Origin of the sequence: Romboutsia sp., from assembly GCF_051659545.1 — a bacterium.
Lineage (GTDB): Bacteria > Bacillota > Clostridia > Peptostreptococcales > Peptostreptococcaceae > JBOFOR01.
In genome coordinates, this window is the sequence record NZ_JBOFOR010000273.1 from 35733 (window position 1) to 53406 (window position 17674).

Genomic DNA, 17674 nt, shown 5'->3' on the forward strand with positions numbered 1-17674 from the left:
AATTAGCACATCTCCCTTCCTATATCATGTGTATTTATTCCACATCCATTGCACTTATGTCTACAGTCTGGAGAAATTGTATCTTGCTTTGATTTTTCATTTTCTTTAACTAAGAATTTCTTAGTTACACCTACATCTATATGATCCCATGGGAAGACTTCTTCATATTCTCTTTCTCTATTTGCATAGAAATCTATAGATAATCCATTTTTCTCCATAGCTTCTTGCCATGTATCTAGGCTAAAGTGCTCTGACCATCCGTCAAATTTAGCACCTGCTTTAAATGCATCATATATGACTTTACCTATTTTTCTATCTCCTCTAGCTATTACCGCTTCCATTAAGCTAGTTTTAGAATCATGATAGTTATATTTTATATTTTTATTTTTTAACTTTCTAACTAAATGTCTTTGCTTTTCTACAACTTCTTCTGTAGTATCTTGTCCATGCCATTGGAATGGTGTAAATGGTTTAGGTACAAATGTTGATGTACTTACTGTAACACCAAAATCTCTTTTTATCTTTCCATTGTGTACATTTCTATAGGTGTCTATAACATTGTATGCAAGATCAGCTATACCATCTAGATCATCATAAGTTTCTGTTGGAAGACCTATCATGAAGTATAACTTAACACGATTCCATCCCATTTCAAATGCTTTTCTAGTTGCATTTTCTAAATCTTCTTCACTTACACCTTTATTTATAACATCTCTCATTCTTTGAGTTCCTGCTTCTGGTGCAAAAGTAAGACCTGATTTTCTAACCTGTTGTATTTTTTCTGCTATTTCCATAGAGAAGTTGTCCAGCCTAAGTGATGGCAATGATATACCTATATTTCTAGGAGTGTACTCATTTACTAAGAAGTCTGTTAATTCATCTAGTTGGCTATAATCACTTGTACTTAATGAAGTTAATGATATTTCATCATATCCTGTACTCTTAATTAATTTTTCTACTATTTCTTTTAATCTTTCTACACTCTTTTCTCTTATAGGTCTATATATCATGCCCGCTTGGCAGAATCTACATCCTCTTGTACATCCTCTGAATAATTCTAATACTATTCTATTATGTACAGTATCTATAAATGGCACCACTAATTTTTCAGGGTATGGAACTGTCTCCATATCTTTTATTATTCTCTTATGTGGTTTTTGTGGTATTCCTTCTCTATTAGGTACAACTTCTTTAACTGTATTGTCTTCATTGTATGTAACATCATAGAAACTAGGTATGTAGACACCATTTATAGAAGATATTTTTTGTAAGAAATCATCTCTAGTAGTTTTATTTTTCTTCCACTCTTTATATGCATTTAATACTTCTAGGTTTACTTCTTCACCTTCTCCTAGTATTACTATGTCTACAAAGTCAGTTAAAGGTTCTACATTGTAGGCACAAGGTCCTCCTACCATTACAAAAGGATCTTCTAATTTTCTTTCTTCTCTAAGTAAAGGTATATTCGCCAAATCTAATATATTTAATATATTTGTATATGAAAGTTCATATTGAAGCGTAAATGTTGCAAAATCAAAGTTAGTTATTGGTTCTCTTGACTCTAATGTAAACATAGGAATATTTTTTTCTCTCATTATATTCTCCATATCTATAGCTGGAGAGTATACTCTTTCACAGAACACATTTTCATCTCTGTTTATTACATCATAAAGTATGTGACTTCCTAAGTGGCTCATTCCTACTTCATATAGATCAGGGAAACACTGTGCATATCTTATTAATTCTTTATTTGTAGTATCTTTATGTATTGAATTTATTTCATTTCCAAGATATCTTGCTGGTTTTTCAACCTTTTTCAAAATTCTTTTTAAGTCTACCTTATTCATTTATCTTAAAACCTCCGATAAGTTTATTATTTTTTCGACATAGATATTATTATACATCATATAATATTATGTATCAAAACTTTTACTTGCTATTTTATAGTTTTTCCAATTTATTTCTTTATTATATAGCAACTTTGCATTTTTATCCTGTCTTTATTATATTTCTTTTCAATTATAATATCTAATGCTACCTAAAAAACTTCATAAATGTTAATATTATATATATAATATAAGTTAGAAAGCTAAATAGGTTTTTGTTTTAAAATATATTTTAATGGGTATAAAATTTATATAATTTAATTTTGGAGGATTCGAAATGAGCAATATAATCGAAGTAAAAGAAGGTATTTATTTTACAGGTGTTGTAGATAAAGATTTAAAAATTTTTGACATAATAATGGAAACTGAATTCGGAACAACTTATAACAGTTACTTAATAAAAGATGAAAAAACAGTTTTATTTGATACTGTTAAGGCTAACTTCAAAGATAAATTCTTAGACAATTTATCTAAAATTACAGATATAAATGACATAGACTATGTTGTAATTCATCATACAGAGCCAGACCACGCAGGCAGCTTAAAGTATTTATTAGAATTAAACCCGAACATTGAAGTTTTCTGTACAAGCGCTGCAAAAGCATACTTAAACGAACAAATTAATAAACCATTTAAATGCCATGTTATAAAGGACGGAGAAGTATTAAACATAGGTAAAAGAAACATTAAATTTATAACTGCACCATTCTTACATTGGGCAGATACTATGTTCACTTATATAGAGGAAGATAAAACTTTATTTACTTGTGATGCATTCGGGTGTCACTTTGCAAATATTAATATTGAATCTATTGAAGATGAAGATTATTTGAAATCATCTAGACATTATTACGATTGCATAGTCAAGCCATTTGCTAAACATGTATTAAACGCTATAAATAAAGTAATTAACTTAGAATTAGAGTTTGATACAATACTAACTTCTCACGGACCTATGATAACAAAAGATCCTATGGCGCAAGTTAAGAGATACTTAGATTGGTCTACTGAAGTTGTTAATAATACTAATTTAAATCAAGTAGCAGTTTTCTATCTTTCAGCTTATACAAATACACTTACAATGGCTAAAAAAATAGAAGAAGGCCTTATTTTCGAGGGTGCTACTGTTAAATTGTATGACTTAGAAAGCATGAGTCTAAAATCAATTCATGATGCAGTTACTATGTCAAAGGTAATATTATTAGGTTCTCCAACAATAAACAGAAGTATGGTTAAACCTATGTGGGATTTATTCTCTATAATAGATCCTATGGCTAATCAAGGTAAAATAGCAGGAGTATTTGGTTCTTACGGTTGGAGTGGTGAAGGTATTTCTATGGCAGAAAATATTCTTTCATCAATGTCATTTAAAATGCCTGTGCCAACTATAAAGAAGAGATTTTCTCCTAATGATGAAATTTTAGAAGAATGTGTTAATTTTGGGAAAGAATTTGGTAAATTAATTAAATAATTTTAGTATATTAAAAGGTGTCAGATTAAAATAATCTGACACCTTTTGTTTATACTCTTTGACTTTTAGTTTTTCTAACTTCTCGCCAAGAAAGTTCTCCTCTATTTAATGCATTAATAAATATTTCCGCTGAAGCTAAGTTTGTAGCTACAGGAACATGATAAACATCACATAGTCTAATTAAAGCTTGTATATCTGGTTCATGGGCTTGTGCGGTAAGAGGATCTCTCAAGAAAATTACTAAATCAATTTCTTGTGCAACTATTAACGAACCTATTTGTTGATCTCCTCCTAGAGGACCTGATGCAAGTCTATTTACATTCAAATTAGTTTCATCCATAATTCTCTTTCCTGTTGTTCCTGTTGCATAAATACCGTATTTTTTTAGTATTTCCTCATATCCTATGCAAAAACCTACCATTGTGTTTTTCATTTCATCATGTGCAACTAATGCTATATTCATATTCCCCTCCATTGTATCATGTTAAAAGTTTATTTTTTTCCTTCTCATACATACATTTAAAACAAGCCCTAAGTTAGCTAATGAAGTTAATAAAGAACTACCTCCATAACTTACGAAAGGTAATGTTACCCCTGTTACTGGAATTAAAGCTACCGTCATACCTATATTTTGAATAATTTGATAAGCAAACATACTCATAACACCAATAACGATAAGCGTTCCATAAAAATCTTTAGCTTCCCTTGCTATTACTATCATTCTACTCAGGAATAGTGCATATAGTCCTATTATAGCAGCCATTCCTACTGCACCTAACTCCTCTCCTATAACAGCAAATATAAAGTCACTTTCTTGAACAGGCAAAAATCCTTCTTGATTTTGACTGCCTTGATAAAGACCTTTTCCAGTTGTTCCTCCAGATCCTATAGCTATCATAGATTGCATTACTTGATAGTTTCCTTTTAATGTTGGGTCTTCTGGATTTAAAAACGCTTCTATTCTGTCCTTTTGGTGTGGTGCCATTAACATATACATTACAGGTAGCGCAACTATTGCTCCTATTATAACCTTCTTTATAAGCTTAATATTAAGACCCGCAGTAAATAACATTCCAGCTATTATACAACTAAACACTATAGCAGTACCTAAATCTGGTTGTGCAAATAATAGCCCTATAAAAGGAACTGCATATATTAACACCGGAATTATATCTTTTAATGTATCTAATTTGTCTTTCTTACTTTCTACTATTTTAGCATAACTTAATATAAAAGTTAATTTTGCAAGCTCTGAGGTCTGAAAATCTATCGGACCCAAATCTATCCAAGATCTTGCTCCTCCTCTTGCTGCACCTAGTGGTGTTAAAACTATAACTAGTAATACAAGACTTATTATATACAAAGCTTTGTAATATTTTCCTATTACATTATAATCAAATAGTAATATTGTGATTATAACAGCCGTTCCAAGTCCAAAAGCTGCCCCTTGAACATATATTTGCTTGAAGTTTCCAGTTTCATTTGCATGAGTTGCACTACTCAGTATCACTAGACCAAAAGTAAATATAGCTAAAACTATACCTATAAGCTTCCAATCTAATTGTTTTATTAATTTTAAAGTAGATTTATGATCTATCATATTATCACCGTCTTTCTATCTAAAAATATATAACGTAAAATAAAGGAGGACAATAAACCATCCCCCCTTATATATTAATTACATACTTCTGTCTTTTATGTTTTTTAGTGGTATATTAGCAACTAGTGCTGATATAGGTATATCGTCATTGTCGCCCCTAGATTTAGACATTTTTATTTCAAGCCCATCTTCTTCTATTTCTGCATAATTAGCTATTACCCTTAAAATATCCGCTTTTATCATATCCAAAAGTTGTGGAGAACAATCTATTCTATCATGTACTAAAACTAATTTTAATCTTTCTTTTGCTACAGATTTGCTAGCTTTAGATTCGTTAGAAAAAACTTTAAATATATCTAACATAGATATGCCTCCTTAATTACTTGGCCATGCCAAACATTTTTTTAATTTTGCTAAATATATTACTATCAGTTTCTAGCTCTACAATAGGTACATCTTCTCCTAATATTCTTCTAGCTATATTCTTGTATGCTTGTCCTGCTACAGACTTAGGGTCAAGTATAGCTGGTTCTCCTTTATTTGTGGATACTATTATGCTTTCATCATCTGGAACTAATCCCAATAGCTTTATTGCAAGTATTTCTATTATATCTTGCTTATTCATCATGTCTCCACGCTTAACCATATCTTGTCTTATTCTATTTATAACCAATTGAATGTCCTTTATTTCATTTGCCTCTAATAGTCCAATTATTCTGTCTGCATCTCTAACTGCAGATACTTCTGGATTTGTAACTACAATAGCTCTATTAGCTCCAGCTATAGCATTTTTAAATCCTTGTTCGATGCCAGCAGGACAATCTATTATTACATAGTCAAAAGATTCTCTAAGTTTATCACATAATTCCTTCATTTGTTCTACTGTTACAGCATTTTTATCTCTCGTTTGAGCTGCTGGTAATAGATATAAATTGTCAAATCTCTTATCCTTTATTAGAGCTTGTTTAAGTCTACACGTACCTTCAACAACATCTACAATATCGTATACTATTCTATTTTCAAGACCCATAACTACATCTAAATTTCTAAGCCCAATATCTGCATCTACTATGACTGTTTTCTTATTTTCCAAGCTTAGCGCAGTTCCTAAATTTGCAGCAGTAGTAGTTTTTCCAACTCCACCTTTACCTGATGTTATAACTATAACTTCGCTCATAATACTATCCCCCCTATAATTTCCATACTTTTATTTTATAATTCTAGGTAAGTAACTTTCAATTACTATTATTCCTTCACTTATGAAGGCTATTTCAGGACACGCTTCCTTTTCTTCTTCATAATTATCATCATCTGGAGCTTCCGCAATATTATCTGCTATTTGTAAAATCTTAGGAGTAAGATTATTTGCTACTGCATAGGCTTGTTCATTTCCATTAGCACCTGCATGGATAAATCCATTTACACTTCCCATTACAACAACATTTCCATTAGCTACAACTTTTGCACCAGAGCTTACATTTCCCATTATTACCACATTAGAAGTCGAGTTAACTTGAGATCCCGACTTCATATCAGTCATAACAATTATATCTCCATCAAATTCGATATTCTCTCCAGATCTTAAGTTGTTTACGTATTTAGTTTTTAGTTTTTCAAAACCTTGTTTATATTCTTCTTCGATAAACTCAACATCAAATCTAGATGAAATATCATCTTTAATCTCTATAATTTGTATATCGCTTAAGCATTCACAATTAATAGCGTAAATTTTGGCTCCATTGAAAAAACCAATAGATGATTCTAATCTTTCTATTATAGCTTGCTTTATTCCTTCGAAAGTAGCAGCTTTTTTTATGTTTACTATTATCCCTCTTTTACTACCTTTAAACTCTACTAGTTCGTTAGGATCAAAATCATTCAAAGACATAACAACCTCCACAGTGATATATCATTTTATATATTCTGTAAAAAAAACTTAATTCCTCTATTTTTTCATAGTAGCTGCAAAATTTATGCTTCCATCTTCTACTATATTAATATTTTTGTCAGTTTCTTTACTATTATTATTTTCATCTTCTGCTCTTTCATTTCCCAAATCAAAGTATGTTCCTATTACCTCTTTAGTAATGTATAAAGAATTACCTCCTGTACTTCCTTGTGGAATCATGGTAACTACAGCTATTTGAGGATCTTCAGCAGGTGCAAATGCAACACTCCATGCAAAAGGGCTATATCCAGGTTTATATGCATCTATTTGTTCATCGCTAATTTTAGGATTTAACTCTTTTATAGCTTTTCTTAGAAAAGATGCATTCACTTTATCATCATCATTTGACAGTTTAACTTTAACTCCATCTTCTAATTCTTCTTCTAAGGCTGCTCTTTCTTTTTCAGTTAAATCTTTATTATTTTTTAATTCTTCTTTTAATTCTTTTTCTCTTTCTGTTGATAATTCTTTTTCTCTTTCTGTTTTTAACTGATTTGCAAGTTTACTTGCTTCTTCTAAAGAAACTTTATATGATCCCATATGACTTTCTAAGTACTCCACTTCATTAGCTGTGGGTATCTTACCACTTTTTTCTGCAGTACCTGTTTTGGCCGCTACTGTGACTGGTATTTTTGAAAATAGCGTTTTTGATGCACTCTCATTAGCCATTTGTACCATACCTTTTTTCAAATCATTTAATTTTTCACTATCATTAAAATCTGCTTTTTTATTTTCATTTTCATCTATATCTACCGACTTATAATCACTAGATATAACTCTATCTACAGCAGATACATCTACTAAGTCTCCTCCATTAGCTATAGTTGATACATATCTTGCCATCTGAGCTGGAGTATATGCATTTTCCCCTTGACCTATTGCAAGGTTGAATGTATCTGCTGCTTTCCATTTTGAAAAGTTTAGGTAAGTAAACACTATATCATCAGCTAAAGGTTCAACTCTATCTTCTTTTATTTTCATTTTGCTAAGTCTATTTATAGCTTCTACTCTGCCCGGTGTTTTTTCCTCATCTGTCCAACTTACAATTTCTTCTATTCTCTTTTTATATTCATCTGGATTTTTATCTTTCGTTATATCAGTAAAGTCATTTGTCATTTCTTTGTTTAGATGATTTCTAAGTAAACTCTTTGTAGTTTCAAGCTTAGATTCAACACTCGGTACAGTTCCTTTTTTCTCTCCAATTTCTTTATCAAGACCTGTATAATCATCTAATCCAAATTTTCTAGCATAGTCTAGTACATCATTTGGACCTATTTTTACATCTGGATCTTTTCCTCCAGACCAGTTTTTACCACTAGCTATCGTAGCAAAGTATATATTACAAGACTCTTGTATTGCTCTATATAAATCTGTATACCCGTGAGTACTTCTTGATTTATGCCATATTAAATCGGCAAAAGGTTTTTGGCCTAGATAAATAACTCCGGAGTCATTAATAGCATAATTAGGACTTAATCCATTGTCTATTGCAGCCATACCAGTTATCATTTTAAATATAGAACCTGGCTGAACTACAGATTGTGTAGCTAAATTAATTTGAGCATTTGGAGCCAAAACATCATTTGTATTCTTAGGCTTTAAATTCTCATACTCGTCATATGATATACCATTTACAAATAAATTAGGGTCATAATCTGGATAACTTGCCATAGATAGTACATCCCCAGTTTTAGGGTCTATTGCTATTACAGCTCCTGATTTTGCATTTGGGGCATCATTTGAGAAACTTTTATCTCCATACTTACTTTTATAAGTGCCACCTCTACTCATAGTTTCCAGTATATCTTTTAGTAATTTTTCCGTTTTCATCTGTAAATCTTTGTCAATGCTTAGGTATACTGTATCTCCAGACTTAGGTTCTTTAACATCTAATTTTTTTGTTATCCTACCTAATGCATCAACTTGTACCTTTTCATATCCATCTACACCTTTTAATTGCTCTTCATAGTTCTTTTCAATACCAGAAACACCTATAGTATCTCCTTTAGAGTATTTTTTTCCTTCATTTTTTTCAAAATACTTACTTTCTTCACTTGAAGGAATTTTACCCATTTGACCTAAAGTATGAGAAGCCAATGCACCCTCTGGATAATATCTTACAGGTTCTGTTGCTACAGATACTCCTGGAAACTTCATTGCATTTTCTTCAAGTTGAGCCATTGTTTCTTGACTTATATCTTTAGCTATAGTCATAGGTTTATATCTAGAATAACCTTGAGATTTAATCAAATCTCTTACTACTAATATCTTTCTTGCTTCTTTGTCACTTAAACTTGGATCTATTTCATAATACTCTCTTAGCTGTCTAAATGCTTCTTTTGCGCTTACTTTTGGTTCCGTTATTTTATAACTTTGTAACCAATCCTCTTTATTTTTTTCATCTGTAAACATCCATTTGCTAACTAAAATTGGTGGATACTCAGAATTCTCATTTAATTTTTTCTGAAGTTTGCTCGGTTCTAATTTTCTATCTTCTTCTGATAATATGCCTTCTGATATTAATCTATCTACTATATAATAAAAACTTTCTTTGGCATTTAATTCTAGAGGAATATCATTTTCTTTGGCATTTAATTCTAGAGAAATATTATTTTGTGAAGGAGTTTTGTATTCTCTAATATTTTTATCAAAAGTATAATAATACTTACCATTTTCAATATATATAGGAAATTCATCTATGTACTCTTCTTTATTTTTTTCTAAAAGATTTATAAGGTTTAAGCTTATATCATTTGCCACAGATACACCCTCTGAATCTTTTTTGCTAATTCCATCTCCTGAAACTTGTACAGTAAATAATGTTTTATTTCCTGCTAATAATCTACCGTATCTATCCTTCACTTCACCTCTAGGAGCTTTTATAGGCAACTCCTTGTAGGTTTTATTTTCTGCTAGCTCAGTATAATGTTCATACTTTAGTGTAGTCATATATACTATTTTTAATAAAATTACTACAAAGGCTATTAGTACTATATTTCTCATTATGGATAGCCTATCATTTTTTTTATTTTCGTCCATTAAATCACCACTAATCTTCTTTAAGTTTTAAGATGGATTTTTTAGATATACTATATAATAATATACTTAATATCCCATTAACTAAAGGTATTATCAATACACCTTTAAGAATTAAGTTCATTATTCCATAGCTATTATAAACTAAGCTAACTGTAGCTATATTAACCATGGAATCAAATAAACTCGTTATAAATACTAATGCAAATATAGTTATTCTACTCTCTTTATATATTTTATCTTTTAAGTGACTAATTCCATAGGATACTGCAAATAAGATTAATGCATTTACTCCAAATATTCCACCTATAGTAATATCTTTTACAATACCTATTATTGCTCCTATAATACCTACTTCTAACTCATCAGTATACAGTGCAATTATAGTCATATATACTATGACTATATTAAAACTTACGCCAAATAAATCGATATAATTTGTTATGCTATTTTCTATTACAACTAATAAAATACCTAAAAGACAAAGCAAAACTTTTTTCATTATATACGTCTCCTTTATCCTATATTTCTCGGTTCAATAATTGTAACATCATCTATGTTTTTAAATTCCACATAAGGTTTTACAATTACATATTTCATAGATTTATTTTTATCATCTATTACTTTATCTACTTCACCTATTGGAATTCCTTCTGGGTATATACCTAATCCAGATGTAGTTACTACATCTCCAGGTAATACATCATATGAAGTATCAAACATATATCCATATAGGTATCCTTTATCCTTATAGTTTTCTTTATCTTCTAAAGATGAATTTTGAGTTATAACACCTTTAAAGTTGGAGTTTTTTAGCAACTTAAAGCTTACAGATGATTTAGTGTCTAATAATGAAATAGCTTTACTATAATTTTTTGAAACTTCATACACCATTCCAACTAGTCCATTACCATTCATTACAATACTGTCTTTTTTTACACCATCCTTACTTCCTGCTCCTATAGTAATTGTGTTATACCAATTACCATCATTTTTCCCAACAACACTAGCTGAAATAGCCTTATCTTTGTAGTCTTCATCTACAAAATTTATAGATTTTTTAAGACTTTCTAGTGATTCTGATTCATCTACTTTATTGTTTAACACTATTATTTCTTTCTTTAATTTTTCATTTTCTAATTTTAGTTTTTCCACTTTTTCAGAATTTTCTTTAAAACTCAATATATCTTTAAAATTGTCCTGTAAAAATGTAAACCCTTTATTCAAATTTCCACCTATAGCTGTTATTCCATCTAATACAGCCCCTGGTACTACAGGATTAGCTCCAGAAAATCTACCTATAGATAACCCTACAATTCCAATTAAAGTGATAGCAACTACACCTGTTGCTACCACTTTAATGTTAATCCTTTTGTTTTCTTTTTTATTTTTATCAAATCTCAAAGGAATCACCAACTTTTAATTACTTTCTAGCATTCATCATTAATACTTTTTCAAATATTTCTTGATCTTCTACTGATTTACCTGTTCCTAAAGCAACACAATCTAGCGGATTTTCAGCTATTTGAACTGGCATTCCAGTTTCTTGTTTAACTAATTTATCTAATCCTCTAAGTAGTGCTCCTCCTCCTGTTAACATTATTCCATTTTCCATTATATCTGATGCTAATTCTGGTGGAGTTTTTTCTAAAGTCGATTTTATTGCATCTACTATTGAGTTTATTGGCTCTTTTAATGCACCTCTTACTTCTGTAGAATTTATTTCTATTGTTTTAGGAAGACCTGTTATTAAGTCTCTTCCTCTTATTTGCATATTATTTTCTTGGTCATCTTTAAAAGTTGAACCGATTGTTATTTTTACATCTTCAGCAGTTCTTTCACCTATCATTAAATTATATTCTTTCTTAACATAACTTACTATAGATTCATCAAACTCATCTCCACCTATTCTTATAGATTTAGCTGTTACTATACCACCTAAAGATATTATAGCTATTTCAGTAGTACCACCACCTATATCCACTACCATGTTACCTTCTGGTTCTTCTACTCTAAGTCCTGCTCCTATAGCTGCTGCCATAGGTTCTTCTATAAGATAAGCATCTCTAGCCCCTGCTTGTCTTGCTGCTTCTTCTATAGCTCTTTTTTCTACTTCTGTAACCCCATACGGCACACAAATAGCTATTCTAGGACTTACAACTCCTTTTTTAGCAGCTGCTTGTTGTATGAAGTAGCTTAACATTGCTTGAGTAATATCAAAGTCTGCAATTACTCCATCTTTCATAGGTCTTATAGCTACTATGTTTCCAGGCGTTCTACCTATCATCTTCTTAGCCTCTTCACCTACTGCTAAAACTTCCTTACTATCATTTCTTATAGCAACTACCGATGGTTCTCTTACCACGATACCTTGTCCTTTTATATAAACTAATGTATTTGCTGTTCCTAAATCTATCCCCATATCTTTTGTCATCTTTTTAAAACCAAACATAGACATAAGTCCTTTTTTATCTTTTTTTTCTTTAGCCATAATTATTACTCCTTCCTACTATATACATCAAATTATCAAATTATCATATTTTCTTTAAAACTAAAGTATAATCCATCTCCTATTATTATGTGGTCAATAACTTCTATTCCTACTAATTCTCCACATTTAATAAGTCTAGAGGTAATATTTTTATCTTCCTTTGAAGGCTCCACATTTCCTGATGGATGATTGTGTAATAAAATTATCTTGTTTGCACTTCTTTTTATAGCTTCTCTAAATACCTCTCTAGGATGTACTAAGGATGAATTTAATGTTCCTACTGATACATCTATATCAGAAATTATTTCATTCTTTGTATTTAAAAGAACTACCTTAAAAACTTCTTTTTTTAAATACCTTAAACTATCCATGTAATATTTATATATATCCCATGGGTTTTGTACTTTATATTTTTCAGGTTTAGAGCTCGAAATCCGTCTTCCTAACTCTATAGCTGCTTTTATCTGCGCTGCTTTAGACAAACCTATACCGTCAATTTCACATAATTCTTCTATAGTCATATCTTGTAGATATCTTATTCCTTGCGTGTCTTTGTTTATAATATAGTTAGCTAACTCAATTGCATTCTTTTTTTTAGTACCTGTTCTAAGAAGTATTGCTAATAATTCATTATTAGATAAACTTCTTTCTCCTTGTGCTAGCATTTTTTCTCTTGGTCTTTCTTCTAATGCCATATCCTTAAGCGTCAATTGAGCATTAAAAGTATTCTTCAGTTAAATCGCCTCCATAAAAAGATTTATATTAAAATGTACTTTTAATAAATCACTTATTTTTGAAATAGGAAGACCTACTATGTTAAAGTAATCTCCTTCTATTTTTTCTACCAACAAAGCTCCATACCCTTGAATTCCATAAGCTCCAGCTTTATCTAGTGATTCTTTAGTATTTATATAATCTTTTATGTCCTCATCCGATAAATCTTTGAATTTAACATTGCTAACTACATAGTCAATTATCTTTTTGTTATTATCCAAATTAATTAAGCTGATTCCTGTAATAACTTGATGTTCTCTATTTGATAATCTTCTTAGCATATTAGTAGCATCTTCTTCATCCTTAGGCTTTCCTAATACCATATCATCTAATACTACAATAGTATCTGCACCTATAACTAAACTAGATCTGTGTTTAGTAGCTATATCCATGCTTTTTTCAAGTGCTAACCTGATTGCGACTTGACAAGGTAATTCATTTTCTAGTAATACCTCATCTATTTCACTTTTGATTATACTAAATTTAATATTGGTATTTTCTAGAATTTCTTTTCTTCTAGGAGATGCTGACGCTAATATTATATCCATTTATTCACCTCATTGCGTACTTTTGAATTCGTACTTATTTAGTCTATCATTATATTGTAAAAATTTCAACACAAATGTCGAACGTTTTAGTTACACTATTGATATATTTATGTATACGTTGCTAAAAAAAATAAAGGCATGGAAACCCATACCTTTATCTTATCCATATTATACAGTTTTAATAGCCTTTTTAGGACATTTTTGCATACATAATTGACATCCTACACATTTTTCGCTATCTACTACATGTTTTTCTTTCAATTCACCTTGTATTGCATCAAATTTACATTGTTTTTTGCAAACTGTACATCCTACACAAAGGTCTTCTTCTATTTTTACTTTTTTCTTATTGCTTATATTTCCACTAATAACTTTTGTTGGGCACTTTTTAACACAAGCCATACACTCCACACACTTGTCATAATTAATTTTGGCAATTTTATTTTCAAATTCTATTGCCTCAAATGGACATGCTTTTACACATAGCCCACATCCAATACATCCTACACTGCATTTTTCTTTAACTGCTTTACCAAACTCAGTACTGCTACACTCTACTACTACTTCTTGTTTAGCAGGCTTTTGAGATATTATATGCTTAGGACAAACTTCCATACACTTTCCACACATAACACATTTTTCTTCGTCTATTATAGCTATACCATCTAATATAGTTATAGCATCAAATTTACAATAATCTCTACAAGTACCTAATCCTAAACATCCAAATTTACATTCTTTAGCACCTGAATTCAATACATTGGCAGATCTACAATCAGATATACCTTCGTATTCGTATTTATCCTTAGCACTTTGGCAATTTCCTTTACATAAAACCTTGGCAACTTGCTTTTCTCCATTTTCTGCAGTTAACCCCATTATTTCACCTATTTTACTAGTACAATCGGCTCCACCAACAGGGCATGCATTTATAGGTGCATTACCTTCTACTATTGCAGTTGCAAGACCTCCGCATCCAGGAAATCCACATCCACCACAGTTTGCTCCTGGAAGTGCTTCAAGAATCTTCACAACTCTTTCATCAACTTCTACTGCAAATTTTTGGGAAGCATATGCAAGAACTGCACCAAATAGTAGTCCTAAAACTCCTAAAGCTAAAACTGAATTAAGTATCGACACTTTTATCCCCCCTATTTTATAGCGTTATAAGACCTGAGAAGCCTAAGAATGCTATAGACATTAAACTCGCTGCGATTAATGTTATAGGGAAACCTTTAAAGCTTTCTGGTATATCAGCTAATTCTAATCTTTCTCTTATTCCTGCAAATAATACTATAGCTAAAGTAAACCCTATACCTGCTCCAAATCCATTTACTATTGCTTCTACTAAATTATATCCTTTATTTACGTTAACCAAAGCTATACCAAGTACAGCACAGTTTGTAGTTATAAGAGGCAAAAATACCCCTAGTGCTTGGTATAAAGACGGACTCATTTTTTGTATTACCATCTCAACAAATTGTACTATAGATGCAATTACAAGTATAAATGCTATAGTTTGTAAGAATTGATTCCCTGTTATCTCTAATAACTTCTGTATAAAATATGTTATTATTGATGCTAACGTTAAAACAAATGTAACTGCAACTCCCATCCCAACTGCTGTGTCAACCTTCTTAGAAACTCCTAAAAATGGGCATATTCCTAAAAATTGAGATGTTATAACGTTGTTAACTAATACAACGCTTAAAAATAATAATATTAAATTCATTTATTCCACCCCCACTATGCTTTCTTACTTCTTAACTTATTAAATCCAGCTAAAAGGAATCCTAATGTTAAAAATGCACCTGGTGGAAGTATAAATAGTAATATCGGTTGGAATGATGCTCCAAATAAACTTAAACCAAATAAGCTACCATTACCTAATAACTCTCTTATTGCACCTAATACAGTAAGCGCTAAACTAAACCCAAGTCCCATTCCTAAACCATCTACAGATGATTCTAGTGGACCATTCTTAGATGCAAAACTTTCAGCTCTTGCTAATATTAAACAGTTAACAACTATTAATGGAATAAATAACCCTAGCGCTTTATCTAATGCTGGTACATATGCTTTTAAAAGCATACCTACTATTGTAACAAACGTAGCAATAACTACTACAAATGCCGGTATTCTTATTTTATCAGGTACAATTTTTCTCATTAAAGATATAACTACATTTGAGCAAACTAAAACTGCCGTAGTCGAAAGACCCATTCCTAAACCATTCATAGCCGAAGTAGTAACAGCTAGTGTTGGACACATCCCTATAATTTGTATTAGAATTGGATTTTCATCTATTAGCCCGTTTTTAAATATTTTAGCTAATTTCATAAACTCTCCCTCCTATTTATTAAGACTCTCATTGAATACTTGTATAGCTGCATTTACCCCTTTAGTAACTGCCTTTGATGTTATAGTAGCTCCCGAAATTGCTTCTATTTGATTATCTCCTGATGAATTACCTTTAACCACCATAAGCTCTTTTGCCAGTTTACCTTCATATTGATCTTTAAATGGAGATACTGCTGCCTTAGTTCCTAATCCTGGAGTCTCTGTCATGCTACCTATATTAATTCCTGTAAGTTTTCCATCTTTAGAAATACCTACTATAAGTTCTATTTTCCCACTATATCCTTTTGGAAGTGTCTTTATTGTATATCCAATTAAATCACTTCCTTTGCTTGCTTCATATACTTCTGCAACTAATCCATCTTCTAATCCACTGACACTTGTAATTACACTATTGTCCATTTGCTTAAATTCAGTTGCATCTGATAAAACAATTTGTCTTGATTCATTATTTGCTTCTATATTTCTTTGTTCTATAATTGGAGCTGTAACCTGATTTGTAAGTCCTAGGGCTAAAGCTGCTACTGCACATATAGCAAATAAAATAGCTCCTAACTTAGCCATATTCTTCATTACTTAGCCACCTCCCCAAATACTTTATCTTTTACATATTTATCAATAAGAGGAGTGACAACGTTTACTAGTAATATAGAATATGAAACTCCTTCTGGATACCCTCCATACATTCTAATAACTGTAGCTATAACACCAGCTAATACCGCATATATTATTTGGCCTTTTTGAGTCATTGGAGAAGTTGTATAATCTGTTAGCATAAAAAATGCCCCTATCATAAGTCCACCAGCCATTACTTCATATATAGCAAAATTAAGATTAAATCCACCCAGTATAAAAGTTAAAATAAATACTGTTCCTATGTAATACGTTGGTATAACGTAAGTTATTACTCCTTTATAAATTAAATAAACTCCACCTAATAGCAGTAATATTGCTGATGTTTCTCCAATACATCCTCCAACATTACCAATTATTAAATCAGTAAGGCTTACGCCACTAGCCGTAAGTGTATTTACACCTTCTGTACCTTGCTTTAAGAAACTTAAAGGAGTTGCCGTAGTATAAGCATCTATATTTCCTGAACTAACCCAATTTACTCCAGTTTTAGTCCATGCAGTCATAGCAACTGGGAACGATGCTAATAAAAATGCTCTAGCTGCAAGTGCAGGGTTTACAAAATTATTCCCTATACCACCAAATACCATCTTGACAACTATTATTGCGAAAGCTGAACCAAGTAAACACATCCACCAAGGAAGTGTTGCTGGAACGTTAAATGCTAGTAATAATCCAGTTACTATTGCCGAAAAATCTCCTATTGTACTTTCTTTCTTGCATATTTTTTGAAATAAAAATTCTGAGCCTACTGCTCCAACCACACAGAAAAATATTACATTTGCTGCACTTAATCTAAAGAAATAAAGTGCTGCTAGTGTAGCCGGAAGAAGAGCTATTATAACTTGCTTCATTATATAGGATGTATCTTCACGACTACTCACATGTGGAGAAGAAGATACTATTAATTTATTATCCATCATTTTTCC

Annotated in this window: 18 protein-coding genes; 1 reads left to right on the forward strand and 17 read right to left on the reverse strand. The window is 31.0% G+C overall.

Features of this window, described 5'->3' with window-relative positions; genetic code table 11:
- Nucleotides 1-2: 2 nt before the first annotated feature.
- The gene (locus ACRC03_RS16010) at nt 3-1847 is read right to left on the reverse strand and encodes a TIGR03960 family B12-binding radical SAM protein (protein WP_438653597.1); all 1845 of its coding nucleotides are present in this window, start codon (nt 1845-1847) and stop codon (nt 3-5) included.
- Nucleotides 1848-2163: 316 nt separating this feature from the next.
- Between ACRC03_RS16010 and ACRC03_RS16015 the strand changes: the two genes are divergently transcribed.
- Nucleotides 2164-3357, forward strand: a complete 1194-nt coding sequence (locus tag ACRC03_RS16015) for an FprA family A-type flavoprotein (RefSeq protein ID WP_438653598.1) — start codon at nt 2164-2166, stop codon at nt 3355-3357.
- 49 nt (nt 3358-3406) lie between these two features.
- Here ACRC03_RS16015 and ACRC03_RS16020 read toward each other — a convergent pair whose 3' ends face one another.
- From ACRC03_RS16020 to ACRC03_RS16095, 16 genes are all read right to left on the reverse strand, one after another.
- A complete protein-coding gene (locus ACRC03_RS16020; protein ID WP_438653599.1) occupies nt 3407-3820 on the reverse strand; it encodes a methylglyoxal synthase in 414 nt (137 codons plus the stop codon).
- Between the two features lie 21 nt (nt 3821-3841).
- Nucleotides 3842-4957, reverse strand: a complete 1116-nt coding sequence (gene rodA, locus ACRC03_RS16025; protein ID WP_438653600.1) for a rod shape-determining protein RodA — start codon at nt 4955-4957, stop codon at nt 3842-3844.
- Between the two features lie 78 nt (nt 4958-5035).
- Nucleotides 5036-5320 carry a cell division topological specificity factor MinE gene (gene minE, locus ACRC03_RS16030; RefSeq protein ID WP_438653601.1) on the reverse strand — a complete coding sequence of 95 codons (285 nt, stop codon included), beginning with the start codon at nt 5318-5320 and terminating at the stop codon, nt 5036-5038.
- Between the two features lie 16 nt (nt 5321-5336).
- Nucleotides 5337-6134 carry a septum site-determining protein MinD gene (gene minD / locus ACRC03_RS16035; protein ID WP_438653602.1) on the reverse strand — a complete coding sequence of 266 codons (798 nt, stop codon included), beginning with the start codon at nt 6132-6134 and terminating at the stop codon, nt 5337-5339.
- Nucleotides 6135-6164: 30 nt separating this feature from the next.
- The gene (locus ACRC03_RS16040) at nt 6165-6845 is read right to left on the reverse strand and encodes a septum site-determining protein MinC (protein WP_438653603.1); all 681 of its coding nucleotides are present in this window, start codon (nt 6843-6845) and stop codon (nt 6165-6167) included.
- 57 nt (nt 6846-6902) lie between these two features.
- Nucleotides 6903-9944 (reverse strand): penicillin-binding transpeptidase domain-containing protein, encoded by a 3042-nt coding sequence (locus ACRC03_RS16045; RefSeq protein WP_438653604.1) that lies wholly within the window; start codon nt 9942-9944, stop codon nt 6903-6905.
- A 10-nt stretch (nt 9945-9954) separates the two neighbouring features.
- Complete coding sequence (gene mreD, locus ACRC03_RS16050) at nt 9955-10443, reverse strand: rod shape-determining protein MreD (protein WP_438653605.1); 489 nt, start codon at nt 10441-10443, stop codon at nt 9955-9957.
- Between the two features lie 14 nt (nt 10444-10457).
- On the reverse strand, nt 10458-11354 hold the full coding sequence (mreC, locus tag ACRC03_RS16055) for a rod shape-determining protein MreC (protein ID WP_438653606.1): 897 nt from the start codon (nt 11352-11354) through the stop codon (nt 10458-10460).
- A 10-nt stretch (nt 11355-11364) separates the two neighbouring features.
- Nucleotides 11365-12432, reverse strand: a complete 1068-nt coding sequence (locus ACRC03_RS16060; RefSeq protein ID WP_438653607.1) for a rod shape-determining protein — start codon at nt 12430-12432, stop codon at nt 11365-11367.
- A 35-nt stretch (nt 12433-12467) separates the two neighbouring features.
- On the reverse strand, nt 12468-13127 hold the full coding sequence (gene radC, locus ACRC03_RS16065; protein WP_438653689.1) for a RadC family protein: 660 nt from the start codon (nt 13125-13127) through the stop codon (nt 12468-12470).
- A 39-nt stretch (nt 13128-13166) separates the two neighbouring features.
- A complete protein-coding gene (locus ACRC03_RS16070) occupies nt 13167-13754 on the reverse strand; it encodes a Maf family protein (RefSeq protein ID WP_438653608.1) in 588 nt (195 codons plus the stop codon).
- 168 nt (nt 13755-13922) lie between these two features.
- Nucleotides 13923-14894: an RnfABCDGE type electron transport complex subunit B gene (locus ACRC03_RS16075; protein WP_438653609.1), complete on the reverse strand. Its 972-nt coding sequence runs from the start codon at nt 14892-14894 to the stop codon at nt 13923-13925.
- A gap of 16 nt (nt 14895-14910) precedes the next feature.
- Nucleotides 14911-15486, reverse strand: coding sequence for an electron transport complex subunit RsxA (rsxA, locus tag ACRC03_RS16080; RefSeq protein WP_438653610.1), 576 nt, complete (start codon nt 15484-15486; stop codon nt 14911-14913).
- Nucleotides 15487-15500: 14 nt separating this feature from the next.
- Nucleotides 15501-16094, reverse strand: coding sequence for an electron transport complex subunit RsxE (gene rsxE / locus ACRC03_RS16085; protein ID WP_438653611.1), 594 nt, complete (start codon nt 16092-16094; stop codon nt 15501-15503).
- A gap of 12 nt (nt 16095-16106) precedes the next feature.
- Nucleotides 16107-16685 carry an RnfABCDGE type electron transport complex subunit G gene (locus tag ACRC03_RS16090; RefSeq protein ID WP_438653612.1) on the reverse strand — a complete coding sequence of 193 codons (579 nt, stop codon included), beginning with the start codon at nt 16683-16685 and terminating at the stop codon, nt 16107-16109.
- Nucleotides 16685-17665 (reverse strand): RnfABCDGE type electron transport complex subunit D, encoded by a 981-nt coding sequence (locus tag ACRC03_RS16095; protein WP_438653690.1) that lies wholly within the window; start codon nt 17663-17665, stop codon nt 16685-16687. The genes ACRC03_RS16090 and ACRC03_RS16095 overlap by 1 nt, the downstream gene beginning before the upstream one ends.
- Nucleotides 17666-17674 lie beyond the last annotated feature (9 nt).

Excerpts from the sequence above, each read along its gene's own strand:
- ACRC03_RS16090 (WP_438653612.1), bottom strand. The coding sequence starts at position 16,685 with ATGAAGAATATGGCTAAGTTAGGAGCTATTTTATTTGCTATATGTGCA.
- minE (WP_438653601.1), bottom strand. The coding sequence starts at position 5,320 with ATGTTAGATATATTTAAAGTTTTTTCTAACGAATCTAAAGCTAGCAAA.
- ACRC03_RS16095 (WP_438653690.1), bottom strand. The coding sequence starts at position 17,665 with ATGGATAATAAATTAATAGTATCTTCTTCTCCACATGTGAGTAGTCGT.
- ACRC03_RS16045 (WP_438653604.1), bottom strand. The coding sequence starts at position 9,944 with ATGGACGAAAATAAAAAAAATGATAGGCTATCCATAATGAGAAATATA.
- ACRC03_RS16015 (WP_438653598.1), top strand. The coding sequence starts at position 2,164 with ATGAGCAATATAATCGAAGTAAAAGAAGGTATTTATTTTACAGGTGTT.
- rodA (WP_438653600.1), bottom strand. The coding sequence starts at position 4,957 with ATGATAGATCATAAATCTACTTTAAAATTAATAAAACAATTAGATTGG.
- minD (WP_438653602.1), bottom strand. The coding sequence starts at position 6,134 with ATGAGCGAAGTTATAGTTATAACATCAGGTAAAGGTGGAGTTGGAAAA.
- ACRC03_RS16060 (WP_438653607.1), bottom strand. The coding sequence starts at position 12,432 with ATGGCTAAAGAAAAAAAAGATAAAAAAGGACTTATGTCTATGTTTGGT.
- rsxA (WP_438653610.1), bottom strand. The coding sequence starts at position 15,486 with ATGAATTTAATATTATTATTTTTAAGCGTTGTATTAGTTAACAACGTT.
- ACRC03_RS16040 (WP_438653603.1), bottom strand. The coding sequence starts at position 6,845 with ATGTCTTTGAATGATTTTGATCCTAACGAACTAGTAGAGTTTAAAGGT.
- radC (WP_438653689.1), bottom strand. The coding sequence starts at position 13,127 with ATGGCATTAGAAGAAAGACCAAGAGAAAAAATGCTAGCACAAGGAGAA.
- ACRC03_RS16070 (WP_438653608.1), bottom strand. The coding sequence starts at position 13,754 with ATGGATATAATATTAGCGTCAGCATCTCCTAGAAGAAAAGAAATTCTA.
- ACRC03_RS16010 (WP_438653597.1), bottom strand. The coding sequence starts at position 1,847 with ATGAATAAGGTAGACTTAAAAAGAATTTTGAAAAAGGTTGAAAAACCA.
- mreD (WP_438653605.1), bottom strand. The coding sequence starts at position 10,443 with ATGAAAAAAGTTTTGCTTTGTCTTTTAGGTATTTTATTAGTTGTAATA.
- ACRC03_RS16020 (WP_438653599.1), bottom strand. The coding sequence starts at position 3,820 with ATGAATATAGCATTAGTTGCACATGATGAAATGAAAAACACAATGGTA.
- rsxE (WP_438653611.1), bottom strand. The coding sequence starts at position 16,094 with ATGAAATTAGCTAAAATATTTAAAAACGGGCTAATAGATGAAAATCCA.